The organism is Dyadobacter sp. 32 (genome assembly GCF_902506755.1).
Classification (GTDB): domain Bacteria; phylum Bacteroidota; class Bacteroidia; order Cytophagales; family Spirosomataceae; genus Dyadobacter.
This window is the reverse complement of sequence record NZ_LR735258.1, coordinates 101,033-118,274: the sequence shown is the minus strand read 5'-3', so window position 1 is coordinate 118,274 and position 17,242 is coordinate 101,033. Positions and strand designations below refer to the sequence as shown.

General features: G+C 45.2%; 17 protein-coding genes. 13 read left to right on the top strand and 4 right to left on the bottom strand.

Annotated elements, in window-relative coordinates; translation table 11 throughout:
• Nucleotide 1: 1 nt before the first annotated feature.
• The 4 genes from DYADSP32_RS00440 to DYADSP32_RS00425 all read left to right on the top strand — a co-directional run bounded on the left by DYADSP32_RS00440 (nucleotide 2) and on the right by DYADSP32_RS00425 (nucleotide 4,005).
• The gene (locus DYADSP32_RS00440) at nucleotides 2-1,063 is read left to right on the top strand and encodes a hypothetical protein (protein ID WP_149244542.1); all 1,062 of its coding nucleotides are present in this window, start codon (nucleotides 2-4) and stop codon (nucleotides 1,061-1,063) included.
• Nucleotides 1,064-1,154: 91 nt separating this feature from the next.
• Nucleotides 1,155-2,285, top strand: a complete 1,131-nt coding sequence (locus tag DYADSP32_RS00435) for a lipase family protein (protein ID WP_414617392.1) — start codon at nucleotides 1,155-1,157, stop codon at nucleotides 2,283-2,285.
• 169 nt (nucleotides 2,286-2,454) lie between these two features.
• Nucleotides 2,455-3,597: a DEAD/DEAH box helicase gene (locus DYADSP32_RS00430; RefSeq protein WP_149244543.1), complete on the top strand. Its 1,143-nt coding sequence runs from the start codon at nucleotides 2,455-2,457 to the stop codon at nucleotides 3,595-3,597.
• A gap of 99 nt (nucleotides 3,598-3,696) precedes the next feature.
• Entirely contained in the window at nucleotides 3,697-4,005 is a 309-nt protein-coding gene (locus DYADSP32_RS00425; protein ID WP_149244544.1) for a rhodanese-like domain-containing protein, read from the top strand.
• Nucleotides 4,006-4,217: 212 nt separating this feature from the next.
• Here the strand turns inward: DYADSP32_RS00425 and dapF are convergent, their stop codons facing one another.
• Together dapF and rplS are read right to left on the bottom strand one after the other, a co-directional pair.
• Nucleotides 4,218-4,997 carry a diaminopimelate epimerase gene (gene dapF, locus DYADSP32_RS00420; protein ID WP_149244545.1) on the bottom strand — a complete coding sequence of 260 codons (780 nt, stop codon included), beginning with the start codon at nucleotides 4,995-4,997 and terminating at the stop codon, nucleotides 4,218-4,220.
• A 351-nt stretch (nucleotides 4,998-5,348) separates the two neighbouring features.
• Nucleotides 5,349-5,714 carry a 50S ribosomal protein L19 gene (rplS, locus tag DYADSP32_RS00415; RefSeq protein ID WP_149244546.1) on the bottom strand — a complete coding sequence of 122 codons (366 nt, stop codon included), beginning with the start codon at nucleotides 5,712-5,714 and terminating at the stop codon, nucleotides 5,349-5,351.
• A 238-nt stretch (nucleotides 5,715-5,952) separates the two neighbouring features.
• Between rplS and DYADSP32_RS00410 the strand changes: the two genes are divergently transcribed.
• Genes DYADSP32_RS00410 through DYADSP32_RS00400 form a run of 3 tightly spaced genes read left to right on the top strand, consistent with a single transcriptional unit; the run spans nucleotide 5,953 to nucleotide 8,069 of the window.
• Nucleotides 5,953-7,434 (top strand): NAD(P)H-hydrate dehydratase, encoded by a 1,482-nt coding sequence (locus tag DYADSP32_RS00410; RefSeq protein WP_149244547.1) that lies wholly within the window; start codon nucleotides 5,953-5,955, stop codon nucleotides 7,432-7,434.
• 17 nt (nucleotides 7,435-7,451) lie between these two features.
• Complete coding sequence (locus DYADSP32_RS00405; RefSeq protein ID WP_414617391.1) at nucleotides 7,452-7,709, top strand: DUF433 domain-containing protein; 258 nt, start codon at nucleotides 7,452-7,454, stop codon at nucleotides 7,707-7,709.
• Entirely contained in the window at nucleotides 7,710-8,069 is a 360-nt protein-coding gene (locus DYADSP32_RS00400; protein ID WP_149244548.1) for a DUF5615 family PIN-like protein, read from the top strand. It abuts the gene before it with no gap.
• Nucleotides 8,070-8,083: 14 nt separating this feature from the next.
• Here the strand turns inward: DYADSP32_RS00400 and feoB are convergent, their stop codons facing one another.
• Together feoB and DYADSP32_RS00390 are read right to left on the bottom strand one after the other, a co-directional pair.
• A complete protein-coding gene (gene feoB / locus DYADSP32_RS00395; RefSeq protein ID WP_149244549.1) occupies nucleotides 8,084-10,219 on the bottom strand; it encodes a ferrous iron transport protein B in 2,136 nt (711 codons plus the stop codon).
• Nucleotides 10,220-10,252: 33 nt separating this feature from the next.
• Nucleotides 10,253-10,480, bottom strand: a complete 228-nt coding sequence (locus tag DYADSP32_RS00390; protein ID WP_149244550.1) for a FeoA family protein — start codon at nucleotides 10,478-10,480, stop codon at nucleotides 10,253-10,255.
• Between the two features lie 342 nt (nucleotides 10,481-10,822).
• Between DYADSP32_RS00390 and DYADSP32_RS00385 the strand changes: the two genes are divergently transcribed.
• The 6 genes from DYADSP32_RS00385 to DYADSP32_RS00360 all read left to right on the top strand — a co-directional run bounded on the left by DYADSP32_RS00385 (nucleotide 10,823) and on the right by DYADSP32_RS00360 (nucleotide 17,139).
• On the top strand, nucleotides 10,823-11,497 hold the full coding sequence (locus DYADSP32_RS00385) for a heme exporter protein CcmB (RefSeq protein ID WP_149244551.1): 675 nt from the start codon (nucleotides 10,823-10,825) through the stop codon (nucleotides 11,495-11,497).
• Nucleotides 11,498-11,555: 58 nt separating this feature from the next.
• The gene (gene ccsA / locus DYADSP32_RS00380) at nucleotides 11,556-12,239 is read left to right on the top strand and encodes a cytochrome c biogenesis protein CcsA (protein WP_149244552.1); all 684 of its coding nucleotides are present in this window, start codon (nucleotides 11,556-11,558) and stop codon (nucleotides 12,237-12,239) included.
• A gap of 79 nt (nucleotides 12,240-12,318) precedes the next feature.
• Nucleotides 12,319-12,540, top strand: a complete 222-nt coding sequence (locus DYADSP32_RS00375) for a CcmD family protein (RefSeq protein ID WP_149244553.1) — start codon at nucleotides 12,319-12,321, stop codon at nucleotides 12,538-12,540.
• A gap of 6 nt (nucleotides 12,541-12,546) precedes the next feature.
• Entirely contained in the window at nucleotides 12,547-12,981 is a 435-nt protein-coding gene (locus tag DYADSP32_RS00370) for a cytochrome c maturation protein CcmE (RefSeq protein WP_149244554.1), read from the top strand.
• The gene (ccsA, locus tag DYADSP32_RS00365) at nucleotides 12,978-15,578 is read left to right on the top strand and encodes a cytochrome c biogenesis protein CcsA (RefSeq protein ID WP_149244555.1); all 2,601 of its coding nucleotides are present in this window, start codon (nucleotides 12,978-12,980) and stop codon (nucleotides 15,576-15,578) included. Before DYADSP32_RS00370 ends, ccsA (DYADSP32_RS00365) begins: the two co-directional genes overlap by 4 nt.
• A 178-nt stretch (nucleotides 15,579-15,756) precedes the next feature.
• Nucleotides 15,757-17,139 (top strand): FAD-dependent oxidoreductase, encoded by a 1,383-nt coding sequence (locus tag DYADSP32_RS00360; RefSeq protein ID WP_149244556.1) that lies wholly within the window; start codon nucleotides 15,757-15,759, stop codon nucleotides 17,137-17,139.
• The last annotated feature ends 103 nt before the right edge of the window (nucleotides 17,140-17,242 follow it).

The window sequence follows — 17,242 nt, the reverse complement described above, 5'->3', positions numbered from 1 at the left end:
CATGAGATTTCTTAAATACTTCATTTTACTTTTCGCCTCGTTGATCTGGTTAGCTGTTTTAAACACAGATATTTTCAGGTATATGGGAAAGCTGAATCTATTCACTGACGGATACCAGTTCGGCGACCTGTACCGGCTTTCAAACCTGCCACAGTTTAAAGATCCTAAAAAAGATTGTCCTCAATACATTCCCCCTGCCAATAAAACAGGAAATAAAAAAATCAATCTTTTCATTATTGGCGACAGCTTCACCGAACCCGGACGCATTTCAAAGGCGGATTTTAATGTAGATTCCTATCAATACATTCACTGGGGAGAAGCACTCCATTTTAAGGCAGACACCTCCGCCTACAACATTTTGCTGATAGAGTGCGTGGAGAGACACATCAGAGAAAAGTTTGCCGCTCCGATAAGCAACGTTGTAGCCGATTCCAGGACTTTTGTAAGCCGTGGAAACCCGTCCTTCATGCAAAAACTTGATCTGGCCTTTGCCGCAGATAGTAAAGAAGAACGTCTGGACATGATGCTGTTTCAAAATCCGCTCATTCTTGCCATCAAAGAGTGGAAAGCTAGTTTCAATTATAAATTCTTCGGGCGGGTACGGGAGGAAGTGACCCTCGTCAACCAGGACAATGATCTGGTTTTTTACATGGACACAGACACCGTGCAAGCATCGAAAGACGCGGAAGCGCCTCATTCTATTCTAAAAACTACGTCCTCATTTACACCGCTACCCGAATCGGAACTGGATACGATTGTCAACAATATGACAAAGAGTAAATTACTGGCCGAACAGATGGGGTTCAATCAGGTATTTTTGTCCATCATTCCCAACAAGGTTTCGGTCATAAGTCCGGGCTGGGGCATTTACAACCACCTCATTGAGCGCGTGAATGAGCATAGCTCATTGCAGATTCCTGTTATTAACGTGCTCCCGGAGTACAGGAAAATGGGTAATACTTCCTATCTCAAAGGCGATTCGCATTGGACCTGTGAAGGGCAGACTATCTGGCTTGAAAAAGTGAACACGCTGATAGCAGAACTAACCGGAAAATCATCCTAATGAAGGAGGTATGGAGGGTATTTTATCTATGAATGATTATATTTAAATCGATAATAATACTCGATAATCTATAATGCCTCTATCAACGTCTATGACTCCTTCGACAAAGTATTCCAGGATGCTCATCCGGTACGTGCACATGGCTGCCATTTTTATGGCTTCAATTGCCTTGTATTCACCGGCAATGTCTCAAAATGCCAGACTTCTACCTGGTTTCGATAAGGAAGAATACATTGAAATGGAAAAGTTGTCCCTCAAACATTTCGACCATATAGATAAAGACTCTCCCACGCCAAAGTACTTTAAATCGGTATACCGGTCGCCAGTGATGGGCCTGGATAACAGGTGGGAACTATGGACAAATAATAAGGGTGTGGCAGCGATATGTGTGCGCGGCACAACGGCGCAACCCGTGGGCTGGCTTGAAAACTTCTATGCCGCCATGGTTCCGGCTGCCGGTCAATTGACACTTTCCAATTCCTTTACTTTTAAATATCACCTGGCAGATCATCCCAAAGCGGCCGTGCATGTGGGCTGGCTGGTAGGAATGGCATTTCTGGCCAGGGATATCGTACCCAAAATCGATTCAGCCTACAAAGCTGGGATCAAAGACTTTATGATAACCGGCCACAGCCAGGGTGGTGTACTGGTGTATCTGCTGACGTCTCATTTGTATCACCTGCAAAAGCAGCATATTTTACCAAAAGACATTCGCTTCAAGACCTATGCAGCGGCATCGCCAAAAGCAGGCAATACATTTTACGGTTACGAGTATGAAAACTCCGTTGCGGGCGGATGGGGTTACAACGTTATCAACGGCGCCGACTGGGTACCGGAACTTCCATTTTCTGTACAGACACTCAATGATTTTAATGAAACCAATCCATTCAAAAATGTGGATGGTATATTCAGAAAGCAAAAACTCCTGAAAAGGATGGCCCTTAAACATGCTTACAATCAGCTAAAAAACCCTTCGTTTAAAGCGCAGCGAAAGTACCAAAAATATCTGGGAGATTATGCCACAAAGATCATCCAAAGGACGCTGCCTGAATTCCAGAAACCCGTTTTTTTCCCAAGCAGCAACTTCGTTAGAATCGGTCCAACCATAACCCTGATCCCTGATGCTGAATACTATAAGATTTACCCTGATTCTGACGAACAGGTATTCATACATCACTTTATGGGGCCATACCTGTACTTAATAGACAAATACAACCCGTAAAACGATCATCCGTTTTGGTATCTATAGGACGAAAAACCGCTCTTTACAACTAAATTGAACGTTTATAGGTACGAATCTGTTACCCGGTAATACCGAAAGGCTTTTAACACTATTAATGCTCTTTTTAAAATACTAAATTCTATGAAAGAGCCCCCTTTAAAAATAACAAATGACATTTCAGGAATTAGAACTCATTGAGCCTATCTACAAGGCTCTGAAAGAAGAAGGATACACAACCCCCACCCCAATACAAGCAAAGGCAATACCGATTATTTTACAACAAAGAGATTTGTTGGGTTGCGCTCAAACAGGAACAGGTAAGACAGCCGCATTTGCCATTCCAATGCTTCAGTTGCTTTACAATAATCCGATTCAACGACACGAGAAAAGCAGGATCCGTTCGCTGATCCTTACTCCCACAAGAGAGTTAGCCATACAGATCGGCGAAAGTTTTGCAGCTTATGGACGGCACACAGGTATTCGGCACACGGTGGTGTTTGGCGGAGTTGGGCAAAAGCCACAAACAGATGCCCTGCAACGTGGAGTGGATGTACTCATTGCTACACCAGGCCGGTTGCTGGATCTTATCAATCAAGGATTTATCAAACTCAACCAGCTGGAACAATTCGTATTGGACGAGGCCGACCGTATGCTGGACATGGGTTTTGTGCATGATGTGAAAAAGGTGATCAAATTATTGCCTGCAAAGCGCCAATCGCTGTTTTTCTCGGCAACGATGCCCCCTGCGATTGTGGTACTGGCCAATACCATTCTTAGCAATCCCATCAAGGTGGAAGTGACGCCCGTATCATCAACGGCAGATACGATCAAACAATCCGTCTACTTTGTGGATAAATCCGACAAAAATTCATTGCTGTTACACATTCTGAAAGATTCCGCGATTGCCACCGCACTGGTGTTCACCAGAACCAAACACGGCGCAGATAAGGTGGTTAAAGTGCTGAGAAAAGCCGGGGTAACGTCCGAGGCGATTCACGGCAACAAATCACAGAATGCACGTCAGAACGCGTTAAAAAACTTCAAAAGCCAGACAACCCGTGTTTTGGTTGCCACGGACATCGCCGCGCGAGGGATTGATGTCGATGACCTGACGCACGTGATCAATTATGAGATCCCGAATATTCCGGAGACGTATGTGCACAGGATCGGACGGACGGGACGAGCGGGTGCAAAAGGCACTTCGTTTTCATTTTGTGATGTAGAAGAAAAACCATATCTGAAGGATATCCAGAAACTGATTGCCCGAAACATACCGGTGGTTAAAGACCATCCTTATGATACGGGCAGATAGTTAATTTAAGTGACCCTATACCGACCGCAAGTGTGAACATAACCATTCATGTTTGCGGTTATTTGTTGTAATGTGATTGCGATAAAGGATGTAAACAGCATGACTAAAAACACGTACACCGATATTTCCTTATCAGAAACCCGCGAATTACTTCGATCTCACACGGACGCCGCTTTGATCGACGTTCGGGAGAGCTGGGAATTTGAAGAATTCAATGAAGGGGGCATCAATATCCCACTCGCCGAAATACGTGAAAAAAGAGACCTTTTGGCTTCATACCAAACTATCGTTGTCATCTGCACCAACGGCGTACGGAGCAAAGTGGCTGCCATGGATTACTGCCGGATCCCGGAGTGGAGCAGCAAAAGAATATTACATGTAAAAGGGGGAATCATTGAGGCGGAGTAGGTTGGAAGAAGTCGTGAATTCCAGAGTTAAATTGCAGTTCAATGGAACTACCCTTAGCTGACTCAACCCTATGGAGTCAACTATTTGCCATTTAGCTTGACTCTGCATTTGAAATAAACAAACATACCTCAATGTTAGCCATGAGTGTGGTATCACAAAAAAAATGCTTCAAAACAAAGTTCCGAAGCACATCTCATTCGTTTTGCTTTTAGCTAAACTTCCACCTCTCCCTTGAAAACCTGAATCGCAGGGCCAATCAGAAAAATATCATCAAAGGAACCCGAAAACGGTTCATCAAAATCTACTTCCAGAGTCCCACCGATGGTTTCAACCGTAATGGGTCCCAACCATCCTTCACGTACATGTGCCGACAGCGCGCAAGCGGTAACACCCGTGCCACAGGAGTAAGTCTCATCCTCCACGCCACGTTCGTAGGTACGCACACTCAGATGATTCTCCTCGAGAACTTCTACGAAGTTCACGTTGGTGCCTCCTATCGGTCCGTAGATCGGTCCATAGCGAATATCCTTGCCGGTATCTATCACATCTGCCTCTTTTACATTGTCCACGTAGGTCACGTAATGGGGAGAACCTGTATTCATAAAATCGTACGATTCATGTCCCTCAATACCTGCCACCGGCGACATTTTTAAGCGGATCACCTCATTATCTACGGATGCCTCATGGGGCCCGTCCACCGCTATAAAGGAGGTCTTTTCTGTAAATAATCCCAGATCATGCGCAAATCGTACCACGCAGCGCCCGCCGTTTCCACACATACTTCCTTCTCCGCCGTCCGCATTGTAATAAACCATCCTGAAATCATAACCCTCTGCATTCTGCAAAAGGATTAATCCGTCCGATCCAATCCCAAACCGGCGGTGACACAACGACGCGATCAATTTTTGTGAAGCCGGAAAGTCACCCGCCCGGTCATCGATCATCACAAAATCATTCCCTGTTCCCTGGTATTTATAGAAAGTTGTTTTCATGTTGTTTTTGGCTATTAGCTATGAGCGGTTAGCTGTCAGCTTTTAATAAGGAATTTATCAGCGAATGCCCTCTTTGAATAGTATGTAAAATTTGACTCAATTATATCTTTCGCTAAATCATTCCAGGCTTGCATATCAATTATCTGTCGGTTGCTCCCTCGCCATGCAAGTTGTATTCATGGCCATTGGAATTTCAGTCTCCACTTTAAAATAGAATATTTTATCATTTGGTTCCCGTTCAGGCCCTTCATAGGTGCCATAAGAGCTGATAGCCATAAGCTACCAGCCAATAAAAAACCCTGCAAGAACAAGATCTTTGCAGGGCTTAAATTTTTGGCGCGAAGCGATGTTCTATGCTTTCGCTACTTTAAGCTCCTTGATACGAGCAGCTTTACCCTGGCGTCCACGTAAGAAGAACAAACGTGCACGACGTACTTTACCGCGGCGTATTAATTCGATTTTGGCGATACTTGGGGAAAGAATTGGAAAAACACGTTCCACCGCAATACCGTTTGATATCTTGCGTACAGTGAAAGTTTCTCCACTGGCACTCTTGTTACGGCGTTGCATTACCGTACCTTGAAATTGCTGAATACGTTCTTTGTTACCTTCTCTGATCTTAACGTGTACGTTGATCGTGTCGCCTGAATTAAATTCAGGATACTCGGATTTACGATTTTCAATCGTAGCTTCTACGAGTTTGATAAGTTCGCTCATGACGAATGTTTTTTATAAAAATTAAAAATGATAGCTTGCTTCCAGCGGATGAGGTGACGCCCCTTCATTCAAAACAGCTTTTGAGAAAACGAGTGCAAAGCTAAGATTATTTATTGTTATCTGAAAGCACAAAGGATATTTAAATATCTCAAACCGGATAGAAGTTAGCACCGACACCATTTTTTAAGCATAACTTGAAGTTCAATTTGTTCCAAACCAACCTGAATAACCGCTTCAAATGAAAATATTCAACGCAAACCAGACACGCGAACTCGACGCCTACACAATAAGTAATGAGCCCATCAGTTCCATTGACCTCATGGAACGCGCTTCGCATGCTTTTGTCCGCTGCTTTTGCGATAGATTTGTGAACACCAGGCCTGTGGGTGTATTCTGCGGTAAGGGTAACAATGGAGGTGATGGCCTGGCGATTGCGAGGATGCTAAGTGAAAGGTCATTCGATGTACAGGTTTTTATCATTGAATACACCACAGACGAATCCGACGACTTCAAACAAAACCTGATCAGGTTAAAAACTCATCTCGTGCCTATTTTTATCAAGTCATCATCTGATATTCCGCCTATTCCTGAATCCATGGTGCTGATCGACGCACTGCTCGGGTCCGGACTATCCCGGCCAGTAAGTGGTCTGTTGGGGGATATCATTGCTGTCTTAAACACGCTTCCCAGCAAAGTAATATCCGTCGACATTGCAAGCGGGCTATTTACCAACAAATCAAATGAAGATACTGATGTAATTGTTCAACCTGATGTGACGATCTCATTTCAGCTACCCAAGCTTGCATTTATGATGCCCAAAAATGTGCCTTTTGTCGGCGAATGGCACACGGTGGACATAGGCCTAAGCCCTACGAGGATTAACGAAACCGAAACGCCGTATTTCTACACCGACAAGGACGCTGCGGAAAAACTCATTCGGCCAAGAGGCAAATACGCCCATAAAGGTACATTTGGTCATGCCCTCCTGATGGCAGGGAGTTACGGAAAAATGGGCGCTGCATTACTGGCTGCCAAATCCTGTTTACGCGCAGGCGTAGGATTGCTTTCCATGCACATTCCGGAGTGTGGTTATGTCATCGCACAAACCGCCGTGCCGGAAGCCATGGTTTTGACCGATCAATCGCAAAAATACCTGAGCAACCTGCAGGATCTGGAGCCGTATTCAGCCGTAGGCATAGGCCCCGGGATAGGAAAAGAACCTGCAACTGCGGAAATGGTGAAAGCGCTTGTAAAAACAGTGGAAGTGCCGCTGGTCATGGATGCGGATGCCCTGAACTTACTCTCGGAAAACCCTGAGTTGTTATCACTATTACCCACTAACACGATTCTGACCCCACATCCCAGGGAATTCGAACGGCTTGCCGGAAAAAGCAAAGACGAATATGAACGCCTTGAGCTTGCCATCACATTTGCACAAAAACATCAGGTAATCATTTGCCTGAAAGGTGCGAATACCGCTGTGGTGCTACCAAATGGCCAGGTTCATTTTAATTCTACCGGAAATCCCGGAATGGCCACCGGAGGAACAGGGGATGTTTTGACGGGCATCATTACAGGCTTGCTGGCTCAAACGTATTCACCATCTGAGGCAGCCATCATGGGTGTATACCAACACGGGCTCGCAGGAGACAGAGCCGCAAACAAAAAAGGACAAAGCGCATTGATCGCGTCGGATGTTGTGGATTGTTTGGGCTGGTGACGTACATTATTAAAATTTTGGGTAAATTTGAAAATACTTACAATTGTATGGATCACCTCGAAAGAATAACCATCGACCCTGCCATCTGCCATGGAAAGCCGTGTATTAGAGGAATGCGCTGGCCTGTAGAAGTTATTATGGACCTCCTTAGTTCTGGCATGTCAACGGCCGAAATTTTGGAAGATCACCCGGAGCTAGAGACAGAAGACATCCTGGCCTCCCTGAGTTACGCAAAACTGCTGATGTCCGGACGCATGATCAATGAAGCGGCATAAATGAACTTTCTTTGTGATGTCCATATGCCGCTGAAGCTGGTAAATTTTCTGATCGGTCAAGGTCACAATGCACTTCACGTGAACGAGCTACCGGACAAATGGTTCACAGCCGATTCGGAGATTTGCCATTTTGCAGACCAACAAAACCTCATTGTAATCACCAAAGATAAGGACTTCCGAAACTCGTTCTTGCTAAATAGAACACCAAGAAAGCTTGTACGAATTGCACTTGGTAATATTTCTAATCAGTATTTAATTCAACGAATCGAAGATCAACTCTCCTTTTTAGCTTTATTAAACATACAAGAAAACTTTTACCTTGAGTTGGGAGAGACAACATGCCTTTACACTTTCGATTAGACCAATAAGGCCTTTTAACTGAAAATCTGGTAAGCGGCAAAGGCCGATACATAAGCAAGCGCCATCAGATAGGTCAATTGGATCATTGGCCATTTCCAGCCATGGGTTTCCCTATACACGACGGCGATAGTGCTCATACACATCATGGCAAAAACATAAAACATCAGAAGCGAGTAGCATACAGCCGGTGTGTACATAGGCCCTCCGGTTTCGGCGTTCTTTTCCTGTATCAACCGTTGTTTTACAGTGAGCACATCTTCGGAGTCGCCACTGATGCTGTAAATGGTTGCCATGGTGCCCACAAATACCTCCCGGGCCGCAAACGACGCCAGCAAAGCTATGCCAATTTTCCAATCGTATCCCAAAGGTCTGATAGCTGGCTCAATGAAGCGTCCGAAACTACCAGCATACGAATTTTCCAGCCTTGCTGAAGCAACCGCGGCATCCACTTGCTCTTCCGGCTGCCCAGGCATAGATGCCAGTACGCTTTCCTCTGCCTGCTGCATGTTATCTCCGGGCCCATATGAGGACACCACCCAGAGGATGATTGAAATCGCCATAATGACCTTCCCAGCTTCAAACACAAATGACTTCACACTTTCCAGCATGGTATAGCCTACCTGCCCCCAACGCGGAAACTTGTAGGAAGGCATTTCAAGCATGAAATAGCCTGTTTCTTTTTTGGGAATAAAAATAGAGAGCAGCCAGGCAGAGAACAACGCACCGACCAGCCCCAGCAAATACAAGCCCAGAAGAACCAGGCCCTGCACATTGAGAATGCCAAAAACTTTTGTGGAAGGAACCACCAGCGCAATCAGAATAGCATAAATGGGGAGCCGAGCGGAGCAACTCATAAGGGGAGTTACAAGTATGGTAAGCAAACGCTCGTGACGGCTGCTGATGCTCCGGGTTGTCATGATCGCAGGAACGGCACATGCCACGCCTGAGATCAAGGGCACCACACTTCTGCCATTCAAGCCAAACTTGCGCATAAGCTTGTCCATGATCACCATCACTCTGGCCATGTAGCCCGATTCTTCCAGGATTGATACCAGGGCGAAGAGAATGGCAATCTGCGGTACAAATATGATCACCCCTCCAATTCCAGCCAGAATCCCGTCGGTGATCAGGTCATTCACCACACCCGGAGGAAGTATATCTTTCACCCATTCAATGGTAGACGCCGTGGCTGCATCCAAAAGATCCATAGGGTAAGAAGCCCAGGCAAAAATGGCCTGAAAAACAACCATCAGTACCAGACCAAAGATTACATAACCCCACACCGGATGAAGGAGTATATGATCCAGACGGCGGGTCCATTTTGGCGACTCAGTAATGCCCTCGGCTTTTACAGCCCTGGAAACGATAGGCTTGATTTTTTCATATCGCGAAATGGTTTCTGAAGCCAGAAATTCATGTTCATCGAAACCATATTTTTCAATCAGCTTATCCAGTTGTACCCGCGCCGGCTGTTCAACAAATGAAAAATGATCATGCTGACATATGTATTGCAGCGCTAAATAGTTGTTTCCCAAATTGTGAATACCCTTCACTTCCTCTATCAGGCCGGGCACATCCTCAGCAGGATCATAAAAATAAGCAAGCTCTCGTTGCGCTTTCTGCCCCAGGAGCTGCTGTACTGCTGCCTGGAGCTTATCGGTTCCCTCACCCGTCCGCGCATTGATATTCACAACCGGAACGTTCAACTGCATGGCCAATTGAACGGCATTTACCGAGAGCCCCATACTTTGGGCAACATCCAGCATATTCAAAGCCAGGATCACCGGGAGACCGAGATCGCTAATCTCGGTAAAAAGCAAAAGGTTACGCTGAAGATTGGACGCGTCTGCAACGACTATAACTACCTCCGGAAAGTCGGGATTTCCTGGATTAGCCAGAATGTTCATCACCACCGTTTCATCAGCGGATTTTGGATAAATACTATACGTGCCTGGCAGATCCACCAGAGTCACCTCTCTGCCATCACCACCACCGGTTTCACTAAGCTTGAACGTTCCTGTCTTTTTTGCAACCGTAACCCCCGGAAAATTTCCGGTTTTCTGACGCATTCCCGTCAGAGCATTAAATAATGTAGATTTCCCGGCATTCGGATTTCCAACAAGGGCAATTCTTATATTATCTTGTCTCAATGTAAATGAAAAGGGTTGATAATTAGTCAGTTTCTATTCTATTTCGATGGCCGAAGCTTCGTTGAGTCTCAGCGAAAGGCAATACTGCCCCCCTACATTGATGCAAACAGGATCCCCGAAAGGTGCCACTGCATCCAGGCGCACGCGACAGCCAGGCAGGCAGCCCATTTCCAACAATTTCAGCGACATTCCCTTATTGGTAATGGATTTAATCACCCCCGTTTCTCCCTTGTGTAAATCAGAAATAGTACGAACCGACATATATCTTATTTAGATTCAATATAATTAAACTGCAAATTAAGCAATCTATGACCGCAAATCAAACTGTTAGCTCTGAATTTACCAGGACACATGGATTCATCACTTAAAATCATGATCAAAGTATAAGCAGGCTTAGCCTTTATGTAGTACTTTTGCAGCGGAATTTGAAGTGAGAAGTGAGAAGTGAGAAGTGAGAAGTGAGAAGTGAGAAGTGACCGGGCCGCCGGGCGGATGTGAGATGTGACCGGGGTCGCGGGCGACAAGTGAGAAGGGTAAACCATCATCAATGATGAAAACCAATAACCAGAACCAATGAGCTGAAAGCCGAATGCTGACAGCCGAATGCTAATAAACTTGAACGAGATAAAAACCCTCATACAAAAAGAACTCACCCTCGAATGGCGACAGAAGTACGCTATCAGCGGGATGTTGCTCTATGTAGTGAGCACAGTCTTTGTCTGCTATTTGAGTTTCAATCTACGTCGCGGTCAGCTGACACCGATCGTCTGGAACACGCTTTTCTGGATCATTATGCTTTTCACGGCGGTTAATGCCATTGGAAAAAGTTTTTCTCAGGAAAGATTCGGACGACTTATCTATTATTACAGTCTGTGCAGTCCCCAGGCGATCATATTATCCAAGATTATTTACAATGCGCTGGTCATGCTGGTTTTGTCATTAATCGGATTTGGCTTTTACGCATTTGTTTTGGGTAATCCGGTTGGAGATATCGGTTTGTACCTGATTTGCATTGCCTTAGCCGGAATTGGCTTCGCATCGGTGCTTACACTGGTGGCAGGAATTGCATCCAAGGCCGACAACAGCGCAACACTTATGGCTGTTTTGAGTTTTCCCATCATATTACCCATGCTGTTGATGACCATTCGTTTGGCAAAAAATGCATTGGATGGACTGGACTGGAGTGTAAGTACCGACGAAATAAGCACCCTGCTGGCTATTGACGCCATCGTGGTTACATTGAGTTATTTACTTTTCCCCTATTTATGGAAAAGCTAAAACGCTCAGAAATTAAAGTGACTGTTTAAGAAATTTGGAATAACAATTCAATAAGAGAATGAGAAAGATTTGGTGGAAAATTCTATGCATCGTTATCATATTTTACGTGATCGTGGCGGGCTTTATGGGTCCTGTACCACATCTGGCCATTGTAAACGAAACGATAAGAAATACTTACTTTCATGTCGCGCTTTGGCTGGCTATGACCACCTTGTTGCTGGCTGCCATGATTTTCTCGATTAACTACCTCAGAACCGGAATGATCCGGAATGACGACATTGCGAGTGAGTTCACAAAGTCCGGAATATTTTTTGGACTATTGGGCTGTATGACTGGCTCGGCGTGGGCAACCTTTACCTGGGGCGACCCCTGGCCCAACGACCCAAAACTGAACAGCGCCGCAGTAGGAATGCTCATTTACCTTGCTTACCTACTTCTGAGAAGTTCTTTTGAAGACGAACAGCGACGCGCACGGATATCATCGGTTTATAATATTTTTGCTTTTGCAGTTTTTGTCCCCATTATTTACATTCTACCCAGATTGACCGATTCTCTGCATCCTGGTAGTGGAGGCAATAGTACTTTCGGATCAATTGATATTGACAGTGACATGCGTAAGGTATTTTATCCCGCCATCATCGGATATATTTTGCTGGGTATGTGGCTCGCTGAACTACGCATCCGGATCAAAGTCATTAATCGGGTTCGCGAAGAAAATGAGCTTTCGATTCCTGCCAGATAGCGGAATTCTTTCAATATTTTTAAAACAGTAAACATTTCAAATCAAAAATTCGTTAAGAATTTATTACCCGATAATTACCATGAAAAAGATTACCCCTCTTTTGCTCTTCCTCATATCAATTACCACCGATCTGTTTGCTCAAAGTGCCGATGGTGTAACCATGGCTGATAAAATGCGGGAAGATGGAAAAATATGGGTTGTGGTTGCCGTGGTAGCGATTGTCTTTGCCGGTATCGCGATCAATATGCTTAGAATCGATTTTAAGCTGAAAAAGATTGAAAAGGAATTAAATATCAAGTAATTATTTATGAAAAAGTTTCAAATATTTGGTCTGGTCATCATAGCCATCGCAATTGGGATCATTATTTCAACGGCCGGGGATGCCAGTACATACGTCGATTTTTCAAAGGCACAGGAAATGGCAACTGAGGGCGACAACGAAAGTATTCACGTGGTGGGTACGCTCAAAAAAAATGCTTCCGGTCAGATTGTGGAAATGGAATACGATCCACAGACAGATCCTAATTACTTCACTTTCACCTTGGTTGATACCAAAAATGTAGCCAAAAAAGTGGTATACAAAAGCACTAAACCTCAGGATTTTGATAAATCGGAACAGGTCGTGGTCATTGGAAAGATGCACAACGGCACCTTCGCTGCGGAGAAAATCCTGATGAAATGCCCATCTAAATACGAAAACGGGAAACTGGAAACTACTGAGGCTTCAGCATCAAAATCATGATCCATACTACGATAGGAATTGCAGGTCACCTGCTGGTCATCATAGCGTTTGCATCGGCACTACTAGCCGTATTCGCTTATTTTAAGGCGGGTATGACCAACGCCCCCATTCAAGAAATCAATACTTGGAAACGGTTTGCCCGTGCCACCTACATGGTTCATGCCGCCGCCGTGATCGGGGTGGTTTTTTCGCTTTACTGGATCATCGGAAACCATTATTTCGAATACCACTATGCCTGGAAAAACTCCTCCCTTTCCCTGCCTACCGGATACACGATTTCGAGTTTCTGGCAGGAACAGGAAGGTAGTTTTTTGCTGTGGATTTTCTGGAACATGGTGCTGGGCTCCATACTCATCTTTACCAACCGATCGTGGGAAGCACCGGTTATGACGGTTTTTGCGCTCGTGCAGGCATTTCTGACCTCCATGATCCTGGGTGTAGTCATCCCAGGACTTGATCTGAAAATCGGATCCACACCCTTCCTGCTGTTAAAGGAAGTGATGCCGGACATGCCGGTATGGAAAATGGATCCGAATTTTATTCCCAAGGATGGAAACGGCATGAATCCACTGCTGCAAAATTACTGGATGGTGATTCACCCGCCTACTTTGTTTCTGGGCTTTGCATCCACATTGATACCATTTTCATTTGCCATAGCCGGCTTATGGACAAAGAAGCTCCATGAATGGATACGCCCTGCCCTACCCTGGGCACTTTTTTCAGCCCTGATCCTTGGGGTGGGAATCTTGATGGGCGCTTACTGGGCCTACGAAACGCTAAATTTTGGTAGCTACTGGAACTGGGATCCTGTTGAAAATTCATCGATAGTTCCCTGGATGATTTTGGTTGCCGCAGTGCACGTGATGATCATTGGAAGGAAAAATGCTACGGCGCTTAAAACCTCTTTCATCCTCACCATTGCCACTTTCATTCTGATCCTGTACTCCACATTTATGACCCGCAGTGGCGTATTGGGCAATGCATCTGTACACTCCTTTACGGACCTTGGCCTTTCCGGTCAGTTACTGATCTACCTGCTCACGTTCACGATACTCTCCATCGCTTTACTGGTATATCGCTGGAAATCACTTCCTTCAGACGAAGCAGAAGTTTCTACCTATTCTCAGGAGTTCTGGATATTTATTGGTGCTACACTGTTGTGTCTTTCCGGATTTCAAATCCTGGCAACAACTTCCATACCCGTTTACAATGCCATTGCAGAAGCATTTGGAGGCGTATTGAATATGGCACTACCGGCAGACCAAATTGGTCATTATAACAAGTTTCAACTATGGTTCTTCTCGCTGATCATCATTCTGACGGGCATCGGACAGTTTTTCTGGTGGAAAAGAGTTGGTCAGGGAAAATTACAGGCGCTGTACAATCCGCTTTTGATTTCCCTGCTGATCAGTGCCGGGGTAATTACCTGGTGGGGCGTGAAGGATATCCAGTATATTGCGTTGTTGACTGCGGCCATTTTCGCGGTTGTAGCTAATGGCACTATTTTGTTCAATATTATTCGTGGCAACTACAATCTTTCAGGAGGTGCCATCACCCACATCGGCGTAGCGCTGATGCTGATTGGTATCCTGTTTTCCTCGGCATATACAAAAGTGGTCTCGATCAACAACTCGGGCCTGATGATTTCAAGAAGTGAGGAATTTACCAGCAACGACAATAAAGAAAACAAAGAGAATATCACGCTCTGGCTCAATAAACCTGAAAAAATGGGCGAGTACATGCTCACCTGGCGGGATGTCCGTATTGAACCACTTCATATACCCGAGTACATATCGAAAAGCTGGGTGGATATGATCGAGAACGACTACAAAGCCGTGGCTTTGAGAGACATCGTTGTGAATGAAAAGAAGTATTATGCCAAAGGAGACACGCTGGAAGTATCACCCGACAACTTCTATTACGAGATTGATTACCGTGATCCTACCGGAAAAATATTCACACTCTTCCCCCGCGTACAGATCAATCCGCGCATGGGTGGCATCGTGTCGTCCCCCGATATCAACCGAAAACTAGATAAAGACCTTTACACTTATGTTGCTATGGTAACCAATCCCATGGCGGAACCGGTCTGGAGCCCTACAGAAAACTTCACGGTAAGTATGCGTGATACATTCTTTGTCAACGACTACGTCGCTGTTCTTGATAATGTTGTTCGCACCGAAGAAGTAGAGGGCGTTACACTCGGCAAAGGTGATGCGGCCGTGAAAGCGATGATACGCATCCTGGATAAAGAAAAAGAATACATCGTAACTCCTTCCTTTGTGATTCGTGACCGGATGGTTGCCCGCAAGCCTGAAGTGAGCAAGGATCTTGGGATGCGCATCCAGTTTCAGGAAATCAACCCACAAACAGGTCAGTTTTCATTCGCGGTCAACACCACACAACGCGACTACATTGTCATGAAAGCTACTGAAAAGCCGTTGATTAACATTCTCTGGCTGGGAACGTTTGTTCTGGTCATCGGATTTGTGCTTGCTACCATACGCCGGTTTAAGGATTTTGTAAAAATGAGAGATAGAGAAGCGGCCAGCACGAGTAAAGCCAAACAAAAAATCAAAGCTACTCCGATTGCCTAGAGCGATCAGAAACATACCAACTCAACCAAAGAGTCCCGGCACATTTCGCCGGGACTCTTTGGTTTTATGAGCGCCGGACAATCATTACAAATACCTTAAAGTAATTTTCATTGTCAGAAAATTTGACATACAACTACTTTTGCAAAAAAACCTCCCGATCAAACCCATCAAAATCGCTATGGAAGCTCAGCTAAACCATTCCACACGACGTGAATTTCTAAGGCAATCCGCCGCAGTGGCCGGTAGTCTCATGCTGGCCTCCAACACCTTTGGAAACATTCACCCTGGAAGAAAAACCAGAGTGGTGGTTATCGGTGCGGGATTTTCCGGACTTGCCGCAGCTTACCAGCTTCAAAAGGCAGGTCATGAGGTGACCGTTCTCGAGTCGCGTAATAGAATCGGCGGGCGGGTGTTCTCTCATCATATTGATCCGAAGGAAAATCTCATCGTAGAGTTGGGAGCGGAGTGGATAGGCAACTCGCATGCGAGGATCAGGGAGCTTTGCGGGGAGCTGAACCTGGTGCTGGATAACAATCAGTTTGACACAGACCTGATTTACCGGAACCAATATTTCAAAAAGAATGAGTGGGATTTTAGTGAAAGCTGGAAAGGGAAATTCAGCCAGTTGCTCACCGACTTCAAAAGCATGTCTGATAGTGAAAAGGATCAGCTCGATCGGCTGGACTGGTGGAAGTACCTGGTAAATAATGGATGCGAGGGACGAGATCTTGATTTACGGGAACTGCTGGACAGCACCGATTTCGGTGAAAGCAATAGACACGTTTCGGCGTTTCTGGCACTCGCCACCTTTGGGGAAAGTAGCGAAAAAAACGAAATGGATCTAAAGATCAAGGGAGGTAACGCACTTTTTGCCAAAAGTCTCGCTGCGAAGATCGGTCCGGATAAAATACGAATGGAGCACACAGTAGCCCGAATCGTTCAAAATGATAAGGTTTCTGTTCACTGCGAGAATGGAAAGGTGTTTGAGGCTGACAAAATCATTTGCTCCATACCCACCATTGCGATGCAAAAAATCAGATGGGAGCCAGGATTACCGGCAGAAAAAATAGAGGCTATTAACGAACTTCAATACGCACGCATCAACAAAAACGCGCTTCAGTTCAGCGATCGGTTTTGGAAGGACGAAAATTTTGATCTGATCACCGATCAGGCCCCGCATTATTTCTATCATGCAACAAAAAATCAGCCCGCTAAAAAGGGAGTTTTGATATCCTATTCCATTGGAGAAAAAGCGGCTCTGATTGCCAACCAGAATGACCATTTCAGAACGGCAATGATCGAACAAACCCTTGGCCCTCATTTCGGAAATGTATCTCAAAAACTGGAAAAACAAGCAAATTATTATTGGGGAGAAGACAAGTACTCCAGAGGGGCATACGCCATGTATGGTATCAATCAATGGAATCGGATACGACCGGTGCTTCAAAAATCCTTTTTACACACTTCATTTGCAGGTGAGCACCTGGCCGACTGGCAGGGTTTTATGGAAGGAGCCGTTAACACCGGGGAAATGGCGGCGCTGGAATGTGTGGGGTCCTGAGGCCTTGTAACCATGTTACAAACACATATGTTATATCCTTATTTCAAATCAGAACGGACTTTAGACTTGCCCTTGCTGGAAACAATGATCTTAATTAATGAAA

What these genes read in the sequence shown, in the direction of transcription:
- DYADSP32_RS00440 (WP_149244542.1), top strand. Translation starts at nt 2, where the DNA reads ATGAGATTTCTTAAATACTTCATTTTACTTTTCGCCTCGTTGATCTGG.
- DYADSP32_RS00435 (WP_414617392.1), top strand. Translation starts at nt 1,155, where the DNA reads ATGACTCCTTCGACAAAGTATTCCAGGATGCTCATCCGGTACGTGCAC.
- DYADSP32_RS00430 (WP_149244543.1), top strand. Translation starts at nt 2,455, where the DNA reads ATGACATTTCAGGAATTAGAACTCATTGAGCCTATCTACAAGGCTCTG.
- DYADSP32_RS00425 (WP_149244544.1), top strand. Translation starts at nt 3,697, where the DNA reads ATGACTAAAAACACGTACACCGATATTTCCTTATCAGAAACCCGCGAA.
- dapF (WP_149244545.1), bottom strand. Translation starts at nt 4,997, where the DNA reads ATGAAAACAACTTTCTATAAATACCAGGGAACAGGGAATGATTTTGTG.
- rplS (WP_149244546.1), bottom strand. Translation starts at nt 5,714, where the DNA reads ATGAGCGAACTTATCAAACTCGTAGAAGCTACGATTGAAAATCGTAAA.
- DYADSP32_RS00410 (WP_149244547.1), top strand. Translation starts at nt 5,953, where the DNA reads ATGAAAATATTCAACGCAAACCAGACACGCGAACTCGACGCCTACACA.
- DYADSP32_RS00400 (WP_149244548.1), top strand. Translation starts at nt 7,710, where the DNA reads ATGAACTTTCTTTGTGATGTCCATATGCCGCTGAAGCTGGTAAATTTT.
- DYADSP32_RS00390 (WP_149244550.1), bottom strand. Translation starts at nt 10,480, where the DNA reads ATGTCGGTTCGTACTATTTCTGATTTACACAAGGGAGAAACGGGGGTG.
- DYADSP32_RS00385 (WP_149244551.1), top strand. Translation starts at nt 10,823, where the DNA reads ATGCTAATAAACTTGAACGAGATAAAAACCCTCATACAAAAAGAACTC.
- ccsA (WP_149244552.1), top strand. Translation starts at nt 11,556, where the DNA reads ATGAGAAAGATTTGGTGGAAAATTCTATGCATCGTTATCATATTTTAC.
- DYADSP32_RS00375 (WP_149244553.1), top strand. Translation starts at nt 12,319, where the DNA reads ATGAAAAAGATTACCCCTCTTTTGCTCTTCCTCATATCAATTACCACC.
- DYADSP32_RS00370 (WP_149244554.1), top strand. Translation starts at nt 12,547, where the DNA reads ATGAAAAAGTTTCAAATATTTGGTCTGGTCATCATAGCCATCGCAATT.
- ccsA (WP_149244555.1), top strand. Translation starts at nt 12,978, where the DNA reads ATGATCCATACTACGATAGGAATTGCAGGTCACCTGCTGGTCATCATA.
- DYADSP32_RS00360 (WP_149244556.1), top strand. Translation starts at nt 15,757, where the DNA reads ATGGAAGCTCAGCTAAACCATTCCACACGACGTGAATTTCTAAGGCAA.